This window comes from Chitinophaga sp. (assembly GCF_035564935.1).
Taxonomy (GTDB): Bacteria; Bacteroidota; Bacteroidia; order Chitinophagales; family Chitinophagaceae; genus Chitinophaga.
The window spans coordinates 1-11424 of record NZ_DATMTE010000010.1; the positions used below are offsets into that span (position 1 = coordinate 1).

General features: G+C 45.9%; 13 protein-coding genes. 6 read left to right on the forward strand and 7 right to left on the reverse strand.

Annotated elements, in window-relative coordinates:
• Window positions 1-196: 196 nt before the first annotated feature.
• The 4 genes from VN105_RS00235 to VN105_RS00250 are packed head-to-tail and all read left to right on the forward strand — an operon-like array spanning window position 197 to window position 4546.
• A complete protein-coding gene (locus VN105_RS00235) occupies window positions 197-1627 on the forward strand; it encodes a hypothetical protein (protein ID WP_325636761.1) in 1431 nt (476 codons plus the stop codon).
• Window positions 1628-1630: 3 nt separating this feature from the next.
• Window positions 1631-2614, forward strand: a complete 984-nt coding sequence (locus VN105_RS00240; RefSeq protein WP_325636762.1) for a caspase family protein — start codon at window positions 1631-1633, stop codon at window positions 2612-2614.
• On the forward strand, window positions 2601-3998 hold the full coding sequence (locus VN105_RS00245) for a hypothetical protein (protein ID WP_325636763.1): 1398 nt from the start codon (window positions 2601-2603) through the stop codon (window positions 3996-3998). Before VN105_RS00240 ends, VN105_RS00245 begins: the two co-directional genes overlap by 14 nt.
• A 56-nt stretch (window positions 3999-4054) precedes the next feature.
• Complete coding sequence (locus VN105_RS00250; RefSeq protein ID WP_325636764.1) at window positions 4055-4546, forward strand: DinB family protein; 492 nt, start codon at window positions 4055-4057, stop codon at window positions 4544-4546.
• On the opposite strand, the gene VN105_RS00255 is transcribed toward VN105_RS00250, so the two are convergent.
• Complete coding sequence (locus tag VN105_RS00255; protein WP_325636766.1) at window positions 4535-5017, reverse strand: hypothetical protein; 483 nt, start codon at window positions 5015-5017, stop codon at window positions 4535-4537. The two genes, VN105_RS00250 and VN105_RS00255, sit on opposite strands and share 12 nt — an antisense overlap.
• 98 nt (window positions 5018-5115) lie before the next feature.
• Between VN105_RS00255 and VN105_RS00260 the strand changes: the two genes are divergently transcribed.
• Window positions 5116-5445 (forward strand): helix-turn-helix domain-containing protein, encoded by a 330-nt coding sequence (locus VN105_RS00260; RefSeq protein WP_325636768.1) that lies wholly within the window; start codon window positions 5116-5118, stop codon window positions 5443-5445.
• Here the strand turns inward: VN105_RS00260 and VN105_RS00265 are convergent.
• Both VN105_RS00265 and VN105_RS00270 read right to left on the reverse strand, forming a co-directional pair.
• Window positions 5442-5984: a hypothetical protein gene (locus VN105_RS00265; protein ID WP_325636770.1), complete on the reverse strand. Its 543-nt coding sequence runs from the start codon at window positions 5982-5984 to the stop codon at window positions 5442-5444. The two genes, VN105_RS00260 and VN105_RS00265, sit on opposite strands and share 4 nt — an antisense overlap.
• 96 nt (window positions 5985-6080) lie before the next feature.
• Window positions 6081-6431, reverse strand: a complete 351-nt coding sequence (locus VN105_RS00270; protein WP_325636772.1) for a helix-turn-helix domain-containing protein — start codon at window positions 6429-6431, stop codon at window positions 6081-6083.
• An 84-nt stretch (window positions 6432-6515) separates the two neighbouring features.
• On the opposite strand from VN105_RS00270, the gene VN105_RS00275 reads away from it, so the two are divergent.
• A complete protein-coding gene (locus VN105_RS00275; protein WP_325636774.1) occupies window positions 6516-7331 on the forward strand; it encodes an SDR family oxidoreductase in 816 nt (271 codons plus the stop codon).
• On the opposite strand, the gene VN105_RS00280 is transcribed toward VN105_RS00275, so the two are convergent.
• From VN105_RS00280 to VN105_RS00295, 4 genes are all read right to left on the reverse strand, one after another.
• Window positions 7328-8473 (reverse strand): RNA polymerase sigma factor, encoded by a 1146-nt coding sequence (locus VN105_RS00280; protein ID WP_414647214.1) that lies wholly within the window; start codon window positions 8471-8473, stop codon window positions 7328-7330. The genes VN105_RS00275 and VN105_RS00280 overlap by 4 nt on opposite strands.
• 211 nt (window positions 8474-8684) lie before the next feature.
• Window positions 8685-9026 carry a YciI family protein gene (locus VN105_RS00285; RefSeq protein WP_325636778.1) on the reverse strand — a complete coding sequence of 114 codons (342 nt, stop codon included), beginning with the start codon at window positions 9024-9026 and terminating at the stop codon, window positions 8685-8687.
• Between the two features lie 142 nt (window positions 9027-9168).
• Window positions 9169-11097, reverse strand: a complete 1929-nt coding sequence (locus tag VN105_RS00290; RefSeq protein WP_325636780.1) for a GNAT family N-acetyltransferase — start codon at window positions 11095-11097, stop codon at window positions 9169-9171.
• A gap of 30 nt (window positions 11098-11127) precedes the next feature.
• On the reverse strand, window positions 11128-11424 hold a 297-nt coding region (locus VN105_RS00295), incomplete at its 5' end, for a GNAT family N-acetyltransferase (protein ID WP_325636782.1).

Sequence of the window (11424 nt, forward strand, 5' to 3'; positions counted from 1 at the left end):
TCCTAAAAGAGAACCAATTATTTTCCGGGTGAAGTTACTTCATCGTGTGTACAATAAAATTTGAATTTCTGTAAAAATGACCGAAATTAGATCAAAGGAAAGAAGCCCCAAAGACGAGTAACTCCAAACAACACCCCAAACTCCCGATAGTATAAAGGGGCTCCCTGTGTATTTAAATCAACCCCAAAAAAACATCATGGAAGCACTTGAAAAAATTTTCTTTATCAATGTTGGCGCCAATGGCACCTTTGCGGACTCCGGGCATTTCTCCTCCTCTCCCGCCGATGTGGAACAGATCTTTACTTACCTTGAAGAAAAAGATATTGAAAAATTGCTTATTTATTTCCACGGAGGACTGGTCAGTGAAAAAAGCGGGCTAAAGGCCGCTACCGTGATGAAAGAGCATTTTGCCAGCACGGATGCGAAAAGACATACCGTTTCCTTTGTATGGGAAACCGGTCCGGCAGAAGTGGTGATGCAAAACATAAAGAACCTGAAAGAGCTTACCGGTAAAGGCGCTTTTGATGAGATCGTGAAATTTGTCACCAAACTGGTGGCCAAGAAGCTGGGGCTGGATGATGCAAAAGGCGGCGGTACCTATCTTAGTGATGAAACCATTGCCATAGAAAAACAGAAAACAGCTCCCTTTGAAGACCTGGACAAATCGCTGGATGCCCGCGGTGGTACTCCCCTTGAAATAGATGAGGAAGACGAAAACTACAGCACCTACTACGCCAAACTGGAAACAGAGGCCAGGGGGCTGGTGAGCGCAGAAGGATCAGACGAGCTAAAATACGAACAGGCCGAAGGAGATGAAATTGCCAGGGGCGGCATGTTGTTCGCAGCCAAAGTGGTAGCCCAGATAGCCTTCGCCGTGTTAAAACGTTACTTTAAGAAAACGCACCACGACTTCTACCCTACCATTATGGAAGAAGCTTTCAGGAAATTGTATGTGGACAGGATCGGCGGATGGGGATGGAAACAGATCAAAGATAAGTCTGGCGCCATGTTCAGCAGCAACAGCGGCTTAAGCGGGAACAATCTCCATGCCGGCACCCATTTCCTTTCCCTGCTGGAAACACATCTGCAAAAGCGGAAGGCTGCAGGGAAAAAACTTGATATTGAACTGGTAGGCCACAGCGCCGGCGCCATTGCCGTATGCAACCTGCTGGAAGCCACGGGCCAGAATTTCAGCGGCATCACCTATAATAACGTTTTCTTCCTGGCCCCTGCCTGCCGGACGGATCTCTTCCTGCAGAAAGGATTTCCCGCACAGGAAAAAGGAGTGTTCAAACACTTCAAAATGTTTACCATGGAGGAAAGCAATGAAAAAAAAGATCACTGCATTCCTTTTACTTATACCCATTCCCTGCTATACATGGTATCCGGCCTGTTTGAAGAAGAGGTGGATGCAAAAATTATGGGGCTGCATGAACAGTTGAAAGCCACCGGCCGTTATGAATCCTTTGATGAGCTGAAAAAACTGAATCAATACATCGGCAATAATAAACTGATCCTTTCCACCGACCTGGAAAATGCGGACGAAAGCCTGCGGTGCAGCTCTCTCAAACATGGTGATTTCGATAACGACGAGTTCACTCTAACCGCTATTCTAAAAAGCATTTAACCCATGGAATATGCAATTATAGTAGGTATTGACCATTATGATAAAAGAGCACTCTCCGGGGCGGTAGCGGATGCAGAAGCATTTGCGGGTTTCCTCACCGATATGCATCTTGTTTCCAATCCCGATAACATCAAAGTATTGAAATCCGATGCTAACAACCAGGTAGTGATTGGCTATGAAATTGACAATGCCATTGAAGCCTTCACCGAAAATGCCAAAACATATAAGAACGAAACGAACCGCTTCTACTTTTACTTCTCAGGACACGGCATTGGTAATACCTTCAACAATACGGCGCTCTGTTTGCGGTTCTGGCCAAAGATGATCAACCACTGTATATCCAGCCTGGATTACCTGACAGGAGTGATTAACAGAGGTATTTTTGATGAAGTGCTGCTATTCCTCGACTGCTGCAGGGAAAGCGATACCATTATAAAAGGTCTGCCTCCCATAGGCGACTGGCAAAATAAGGTGGGTGAGCGCGTTCCCAAAGTGCTGGTATGCAACTCCACCATTTACGGGAAGCTAAGCTATGAAGTATCTATCGACTCCAACCAGAAAAGAGGCGCTTTCACTTCTTTTCTCATCGAAAGCCTGAAAGGAGATGCCGATATCAATAATAACGGCAGGATCACTGCATTAGACCTGAAACAACACATTGAAAGCAATTTCCCTACCTATGCCCTGAAATACAACAAGATCCAGAATGGCAGCGCCTCTACAGACAATGGCGGCGATAACATCGTGATCTGCGAAGTAAAAAAACTGGAGAAAGCCTACAACTTCGAGATCACGTTTAACCGCAACTCCAACGTAACCCTCTACAATAAAAACGCGGATAAGCTCCGTACAGACAACGTAAGCATAGGAGATAAATGGCATTATAAACTGGAGAAAGGGAATTATGTATTGGTGGATAACGTAAGCGGTGAACAAAAAACGATCATCAACTTCTCTGAAAATACGATGGGTTATGAACAATTCTGAAGATAAATTCCATATTACAGTAGATTTCAATCAGCCGGTGGAAGGACTGCACCTGGTGCTCGTAAACGGCGACCTGCAGATCATTTACACCGGGTACACTTCCGGGCTGGATATGTTTGTTGAAAAAGCCATCTACCGGCTGAAAGTAACCCTGATCGATTACTACCAGGAGTACCTGCTCATTGTAGATGAAGACAAAACATTCCATTTCGACCTCGATTATCCTTCCGTAGCACCCATACTATCTTTCAAAGCCACCCATGAATACCTGAGCAAAAACCTTGAAGCATTCAGCACCACTTCCACCAATACAAATACCCCCGGCCATCCCAACTTCCTGTTCTTCGGCGCCAAGTACGACAGGAACAGCTTCCCCGACCTGGTGCCTGTTACACTGCTTACCAGTTACTCCATACTCAGCAGTGCCAATGAAATGCTGGTGCAATTCGACACTGCCAATACCAGGTTTAATAACGAAGAAGGCTGGTTTATCTTCTCCTGCAAACTGGATAACGGCTTGTACTTCCTGAAAGCAAACGGTACGGAAGATATCCGGATCTTTCCATTCTATATTTACGATCATTATCAAACTCAATTCATGATCCGCTATCATAACAAAGCGGATATGGAAAACTGTTTCTTCTTCTATTCCAACAAACAGTCGTTTCACAGGGAAGCAGAGGAATACCTGGTACTGGACAAAATCATGTACGCCTTTAAAGATTATAAAAATTTCCAGAAACTCACGGATAACGACCTCCTGGTTATCCGGGAGCACCCTTTCCTGGTGACGCTGGTACGCGCCCTGCAAATACTTGCCACCGGGAAAAATACAGACTTTACGGAAAATGAATACCTGCCCTTACCGGACCTGGAGCTGCTGGCAGGTAATAAACAGCTCATTGAACTCAATAACCTCCTGCCCATACTTTCTGCCGTGATGACGCAGTTTGCCGTTAACGAAAACAACGGCGGGATCAATTTTGAACAGGAACTCCTGGTAGATATGGTCATTGACTACGTGAAGTATGATCTTTACTGGAATAATTTTTCGCAGATAGATGCCCCTTACAGCAACCTCACCGGGTTTATGAACCGGCTGGATGAGCTCACAAGAACCTTTATTACTCATCCCTACATCGCCAATGTAAAAGGGAACTCTTACCAGGAACGGCTGATCCAGGCTGTTAGCCAGCTTATTGCCACCAACCAGACAAAGGAAGCCATCAAACTGCTCACCAGGGCAGACAGTATTTCCACGATAGCACAGCAGTTAAACTTACCTACCAGCCAGGTGTTCCGGAACTTTGATACGTACAATGATATTTATAATAAGATGAAACCCACGCAACAGGCAGGTGATCTTCCGGCCGGCGCTTTATAGCTTTTTCGCCATTAACAGCGAATCTCCTACTTTTGATGGAACCATCTTGAAAAAACATGACCCGGTCATTCAGAAAAGGCGCTATCGGCGCACTGCTCGATGAATACGAAAAAGCGCTTTCTGCGCTGAAAGAAGTGATTAAAACAATACCCGATCACGCACTCACCGTTATTACCGATCCGCATACCGCCGATGATAACTGCCGCTCTGTTCAAACCATTTTATCTCATGTAATCAGCTCGGGGTATGGCTACGCTACCAGTATCCATAATCTTCATGGTCATCAGCTGGCAAGGCCTGCCAAAACATTCCGCCTGACCATCAACGAATACATGGAGGACCTGGACCAGGTATTCATCTACACAGAAAAAATATTCAGCGCATTTAAAGATGATGAGCTGGAACAAACAAACGACGCCCTTAAAATAAAAGCGGGCTGGGGACAGGTATATGATATAGAACAAATGGCCGAACATGCTATTGTGCATATACTCCGGCACAGGCGGCAAATTGAAAAAATTAAACTACAGGGACTTTTAAACCGGTGATTTCATCAGCAGCCGGCGGATCATCCGGCTGAAGTATACGGCAAGCGGGATCACTATTATCCCCTGCAACACGCCTGTCAGTTCAAAAAATATATCATCCGGCATTTCATACATAGAAGATGGAAAAAGCATATTCATGGTTGCTGCCGGCAGCCCCCCAAAATAGAGGATATTTTTAAGGAGATGATTATAAAGTCCTTCATAAACACCTATCATTCCAATAGCAACAAGGAATATAACGGAACAATAGATCCAGGACCACGCCTGCTTCAAAGAAAATCCTTTTCGTTTTATCATCCTGCCCAGTATAATAGTAACAACAAGTACTGGAATACTCAACAACAATACGTGCATACGCCAGGGAGTATGATACCTGATGGCGCCATATACGTGATGGACAGAAGTTAGCAACATCAATGCGTTGCTATACATACCTACCCTGGTTTGATCGCTTTTTGCCGGTTTAAACATGATTTGTACTTTTATGCAGGCAAAGCTAAAACAGCAAAGCGGGGCGGGCAAGTAGTTACCCGATGGTAACCATCAACTTTTTTTAAAAAGATATACGCATGTTTATTGCACTCACAGAATACGATGCAGGCATTTGTCCTGTCAGTAAAACCATATCGCTTATCAGCGGTAAATGGAAACCGGTTATCCTGTATTTGATCCAGCATGGCGTGAACCGTTTTGGATTGCTGCAGGAAAAAATGCCCGGGATCAGCCGGAAAATACTGACGGAGCATTTAAGGGATCTTGAAAAGCAGGGCCTTATAAGCCGCGAGGTGAAGGTAAGCAAACACCCGCAGGTAGTGATTTACAGGCTAACGGAAAGCGGCGTTTCCCTGCGGGAGCTGATTACCCATATCTATAACTGGGGCAGTGTTCATCTATCTTAAAATACAATTCCTATTATAAACAAACTCGCATTCACAGGCTTGTCGCCGAATACCACACTATGATCTTCTTCCGATACCCTGTCGGGATACCGGTACTTGTATCCGCGGTAAACATAAGAAGCAAATACGCCTATTTTGCTGAAGTGCCAGGCAACACCGGCGCCCACTCCATAAAAGTATTTACCTGATTCATTAAAGGTAACCGATTCCTGCCCGGCGCCTGATGGCACCTCCGCCGTACGGCTCACATTGTAACCGTTGCGCCCGAACTGCCCGGCAACATATGGATCAATATGACCAAAACGATGTTTGATCTTCACATCCGCAAATACCGGGATCAACGTATGATCGTTGTAGGAAGTAAGCTCCACACCCGGCCCCACGCTGATAGTGTGATGCAGCAACTCCACGTTTGCGGTTACCCCACCGCCGCCACTGCCATCGTGGATCATTCCATAAGCATATCCATACAACAATTTCTCGCGCTGGGCGAAAGTAACAAGCGGTAAGCACAGTAAAAAGAGCAGTATATTTTTCATGATAATGCGATTCTGTTTCTCTTTTAACAACCTGCCGGGAGATATTGTTGCAGTACCTACTTTTGCGCTACGATCACGGCGCCACCGCAGCTGATATTATTTCTTTGACCGGATCTTATGTTTATGCTGCTGCCCCCACAGGATCATTGCCTGGATCACCGGCCCCAGTGTTTTGCAATAATCATTGGAAGTATACTCCACCAGCGCAGGCGACTCGTCGTACACTGTGCGCACCACCAGGTTGTTCAGCTCCAGGTCTTTCAATACGCGTGAAAGCATCCTCGTGGTGATACCCGGTATGCTGCGTTCTATTTCCCTGAAACGCCTGTTCCCGTTGCAGATGGAGTTAATAACAGGTAAGGTCCATTTGCCGCCTACCACATAAATGGTGTCCTGTAATGCTTTTAATTCTGCCTGTTGGCTTCTCGGCGCCATCGCTTTTTCCATACTGTGTTTATTGGTATACTCTGTGATACTGGTAACAAAGTTATACCAATATGCCCATACTTTTGTATCGTAAATAATAAAACGATGAACAAAACAATTTTTATTACAGGCACCAGTTCGGGACTTGGCAAAGCCAGCGCCCGTTATTTTGCAGAACAGGGCTGGAATGTAGCGGCCACTATGCGCAGCCCGGAAAAAGAAACAGAGCTGTTAAAATATCCTAACATTAAAATATTCCGGCTGGATGTTACCAACCTGGCGGAGGTACAGCAGGCCACACAGGATGCCATTGATGCATTCGGAAAAATTGATGTGGTGATCAACAATGCCGGCATGGGTGTATACGGGGCGCTGGAACTGGCAAAAGAAGAAGATATCGACCGGCAGTTTGCGGTGAACACACGCGGGCCTATTAACGTTATCCGGGCATTTCTCCCGCATTTCCGCAGCATGGGTGGAGGTATGTTCATTAATGTAAGTTCTTTTATGGGCATCACTACCGCAGCGCCGCTGGGATCGTTGTATAACATGTCGAAGTTTGCGCTGGAAGGATTTACAGAAGGATTATACTATGAGCTGAAACCGCTCAATATTGAACTGCGGTTAATTGAACAGGGTGGCACTACGGATACCAATTTTACAGATAATGTAACGTGGAACCTAAACCCGGATATCACGGCATACGATGAACTGACGCGGAAACTCCAACACCTGTTTGAAACAGCAGACGCCAGTATGAAAGACGACCGGATGGTTATTGTGCAGGTGCTCTCCGACCTCGCTAACCGGAGAAGTAACAAATTCCGTACAGTTATAGGCAATACAGGCAACCACCTGATGGCGCTGAGAAACGCAGTACCCATAGAAGCATACCTCGAGCAAATGTCGCAGCAATTTTAGGAAGCCAGCAGGTCCAGTTTGTGCTGAATAGTTCGTTTATCCGTTTCCGTTTTAGCGAGTAATAATGCTTTCTGAAGATGCGTAACGGCAAGGGAAGTATCAATGCCTGTATACAATTCACCGAGGAGCACAAAATAATAATGGTTATCCGTTAACTGCAGTTTCTCTGCTTCCGCTATGGCAATTTCCTTTCCATTGGCCTTCGACAAGGCATACGTTCTGTTCAATGCCGCCACCGGCGAATAGCTGATCTGCAGCAAGCGGTTATACAGTTGCAGGATACTCTCCCACTTTTCCTGCGTGTCCTGCTTCTGTGTATTCCAGTATGCAATGGTGGCTTCCAGGTGGTAGCGCGACAGCTTCTTCTCACCGCCCGAAGCTTCATGCAGGAACCATGCACCTTTAGCGATCAGCGTTTCATTCCATAGCGATTCATCCTGGTCCTGGTAAAGAATAATTTCACCGTTTTCATTCCTGCGGGCCTCAAAACGCGAAGCATGAAAACACATCAGGGCAAACAATGCGTTAGTATCAGGTGTATTGGTAGCTGCATTTTCGAGCAACAGGTAGGTAAGCCGCATGGCCTCCAGGCATAGCTCTTCCCGCAGTACAGCATCCTGGCTTTCTGAATAATACCCTTCATTGAAAAGCAGGTACAGGGTGGTAAGCACCCTATCCAGCCGTTTCCTGATCTCTGTTTCCGGCGGTAATGCGATCTCCACTCTTTCTTCCCGCAATTTTTCTTTTGCGCGGAACAGGCGTTTATTGATAATTTCCTTATTGGTTAAAAAAGCATTGGCAATTTCAGTAATCCCAAAACCGCAGAGGATACGGAGCGCAAGACCGATCTGCGCTTCTTCTGAAATACAGGGATGGCAAATGGCAAATATCATCTGTAACTGGCTGTCTGTGATATTCTCTTCCGATAAATCAATCTCCGGCACTTCTATGCCGGAGGTTGTATTTCTTACCTGCACCGCAATTTTTTCTGCAAACAACTGGTTCCGCTGAAAGTAATTCTTCGCTTTGTTTTTAGCAACCAGGTACAACCAGGCTGCCGGGTTTTCAGGAACACCTTTATAAGGCCAGGTTTCCATGGCCGACAGGAAGGTTTCTGCTGCAATATCTTCAGCTACTTGCATGTGCGCTATGCCAAAAACCTTGCAAAGCACGGCCGTGATTTTCCGGAACTCCGTCCGGAACAAATGCGGTATTAAGCCGGGTTGTTCCATACAAAAAACAGGAGGGGTATCAAAAGTAATGGATGGCGCCGGGAATTGCATAAACGAAAAATCGCTCTCAGCACCCGGATAAAATTGGGAAGAAATTACTTTGATACCCCTCTGTATAATTTTAATGACGATCCACCTTCCGTACTTCCACGGTATTGCCATCTCCCTGTAATACAGGACTTCCTTTTGCAAACTCCACCGCTTCTTCCACAGACGCAGCTTTCACAATAATGTACCCGCCAATGGTTTCTTTAATTTCACCAAAAGGCCCGTTGGTCACTACATTATTATAATGCACCACCTTGCTGTCTGCAAAAGGTAAACCGTTCCCTTCCACGAATTTGTTTTGCGCGGCAATTCCCCCGATCCAGTCCATTGTTTGTTTCATCCAAACCTGGATTTGCTCCGGGGAGGCTACTTTATTGCCATCCTCGTGTCTGAAAATCAACATAAATTCTTCCATCTTTTTAAGTTTTAAGTGTGATAATATACCTTATAACAAATGGAATAACAGCAATTGGACATGCCTGCCTAAATATAATTAATAAAAAAACTGCTATGGAATATTGCTCATGCCGCTTCAACAGGGGAGCAGCCATAACCCGCTACTGAACGGGGTTTCCCAACCTGTAAACGCGGAAACCATCATCGAAAACGGCGCCGGTTTCCATTTTTATTGCATTGGCTGCCCTGCGGATCCGCTCCTTACCTATTTCGCAAATGTTTTTATACCCTGCGTGATAAGCGTCACTGTCTTCGTCCGTAGGCTGAGGTTCCTGCACCAGGATAAATTTCCGCTGTTTACCCGAAAGCGCCGCCACCGAATACGCAGCATGTGCGGTAGTGCCCGACCCTGAAAAGAAATCCAACACCGTATCGCCTTCATCAGTAGCAAGGGCAATTAATTCGCTGATCAGTGATACCGGTTTGGAATATTCAAATATTTTTTCTCCAAACAATTTGCTCATATCTTTTTTGGCATTGTCGTTTGAGAAACGGTTATCAATAAGATCAAGGCTGGAATAGGCTTTTGTTCTTTCTCTCATTTCTACGGAATAGCTGCCACCTGCCCGTGAAATAGTTGCTTTCTCGTATGTTTTGGTATAGATCCGGTAACCATTCCTGGATTGTTTCAACACTACAAAACCATTCTTCCATCCAAATTCAAACAGGTCTTTACTCCATCTCCAGCAAAAATCACTTTTGGGGTTACGTTGCTGTCTTTTTAACATTTCCTCGCGGGTAGCGTTCCCCGGCCTCAGTACCTGCCCGTCTATTTCAATTTCATAATCCATGGAAGGAGAATACTGGATGGAGCTGTAATCCAGCGTCTGGCTTAATTTGTACCTGCCTCGTTCGTGTACATACTCATCTGAATGGATATATCCCGCGGCATCAAAACGGGAAGTATTAAAACGGGCGGAGAGCGACCGGCGGTAGCACAACACATAATCATTATTCCTGGCGATCATGCTGGTAGATTTACCGGCTTTTTTTGTGATGCGCGGAAGGCAGCTTACAAAGTTCATCTCCCCGAAAATTTCATCACATATTCTCCTGAGATTAGGCAGTTCGTGATCATCAATAGAAATAAAGATGATACCGTCTTCACGCAATAAAGTACTGGCCAGCTTCAGGCGGGGATACATCATAGACAGCCAGCCGGCATGATACCTGCCACTGGCTTCCGGATCCGGCATCGCTTCATCCTGGTCACCAAGCATATGATAACTTGCACTGCTTTGCCGGAAATTATCCCGGTATACAAATTTCCGCCCCGTATTGTAAGGCGGATCAATATAGATCATTTTGATGCCGCCTGTGTACTGCTGATGCAGTAGTTTCAGTACTTCAAGATTATCTCCCTCAATATAGATGTTTTCTGTTCTGTCAAAATTCACTGCATCTGTTTGTACAGGATGCAGGGTATGTGTGGCCGGTAAGCTGGCAGCCGCCATGGCGGCGCGTTTCCCCGGCCATTCGAGGAGGTATCTTTCCCTTGATGCTTCCACTACTGCAAGCCCCGCTTTCTGTTTCAGCAGCCAGTCTGCTTTTTGCAACACCATGTTGTGGGTATTCCATACGGCTCCGCCTACTTCGGTACGGCCTGCCATTTCAGGATTTATCCGGAATCCCAGCTGTGTGTAACAGGCAACTGCATTGTGGTTCCAGTCGAACACATTCAGATCCACTGCCGTGTACTCCGTTGTACTGAACAACCGGCTCACCATCTCTTTTACTACCTGCTTACCCAATCCCTTGTTTCGCATGTTCTTTTCACCGATCAGGATACGGGAGAGGCGGGGCATTTCCTTTTCGAAATTCAGTTCACAATGCCCTATCACCTGGCCGGTTTCCCTCAGGCGGATCTTAAAAGGTTGCTTTTTTGTTTGCTGCAGGTAAGCAGCCAGCTGCGCATGGGTTAACGGGTAAGTAAATAACGGACCTGCAAACTGAACCAGGGCTTCTTCATTGTCGACCCACGAAATAAAACGGTCAAAATCCGCGGCAGTAAATGTTTCCAGCTGTATCATGCCCTTAAAAGTAGACCATTGCCATTGAAATTACAAATGCCCTGTTGCAGGTACCATTTTATATAAGATGTGCCGGAGCAGGGGACTGTGGTCCGGAACGAGCGGATGATCAAAGTAACCTGTTTTTTGCATGCCTGCTTTAATCATTACCTGTTCCGAACGTTTGTTGATCACTGCGGTAAAGGAATAAATTTCCGGGAAATGAAAAGTGGCAAATCCATACTCCAGGCAGCGGATAGCCCCTTCTGTAGCAAATCCCTGTCCCCAGGCGTCGTGTTGCAGTCGCCAGCCTATTTCCGTACAGGGAGTAAATGAGGTTTCAAATGA

Coding starts and splice junctions, on each gene's coding strand:
- VN105_RS00285 (WP_325636778.1), bottom strand. CDS start 9,026: ATGGAAGAATTTATGTTGATTTTCAGACACGAGGATGGCAATAAAGTA.
- VN105_RS00260 (WP_325636768.1), top strand. CDS start 5,116: ATGTTTATTGCACTCACAGAATACGATGCAGGCATTTGTCCTGTCAGT.
- VN105_RS00255 (WP_325636766.1), bottom strand. CDS start 5,017: ATGTTTAAACCGGCAAAAAGCGATCAAACCAGGGTAGGTATGTATAGC.
- VN105_RS00290 (WP_325636780.1), bottom strand. CDS start 11,097: ATGATACAGCTGGAAACATTTACTGCCGCGGATTTTGACCGTTTTATT.
- VN105_RS00280 (WP_414647214.1), bottom strand. CDS start 8,473: ATGCAAGTAGCTGAAGATATTGCAGCAGAAACCTTCCTGTCGGCCATG.
- VN105_RS00235 (WP_325636761.1), top strand. CDS start 197: ATGGAAGCACTTGAAAAAATTTTCTTTATCAATGTTGGCGCCAATGGC.
- VN105_RS00270 (WP_325636772.1), bottom strand. CDS start 6,431: ATGGAAAAAGCGATGGCGCCGAGAAGCCAACAGGCAGAATTAAAAGCA.
- VN105_RS00250 (WP_325636764.1), top strand. CDS start 4,055: ATGACCCGGTCATTCAGAAAAGGCGCTATCGGCGCACTGCTCGATGAA.
- VN105_RS00275 (WP_325636774.1), top strand. CDS start 6,516: ATGAACAAAACAATTTTTATTACAGGCACCAGTTCGGGACTTGGCAAA.
- VN105_RS00245 (WP_325636763.1), top strand. CDS start 2,601: ATGAACAATTCTGAAGATAAATTCCATATTACAGTAGATTTCAATCAG.
- VN105_RS00240 (WP_325636762.1), top strand. CDS start 1,631: ATGGAATATGCAATTATAGTAGGTATTGACCATTATGATAAAAGAGCA.
- VN105_RS00265 (WP_325636770.1), bottom strand. CDS start 5,984: ATGAAAAATATACTGCTCTTTTTACTGTGCTTACCGCTTGTTACTTTC.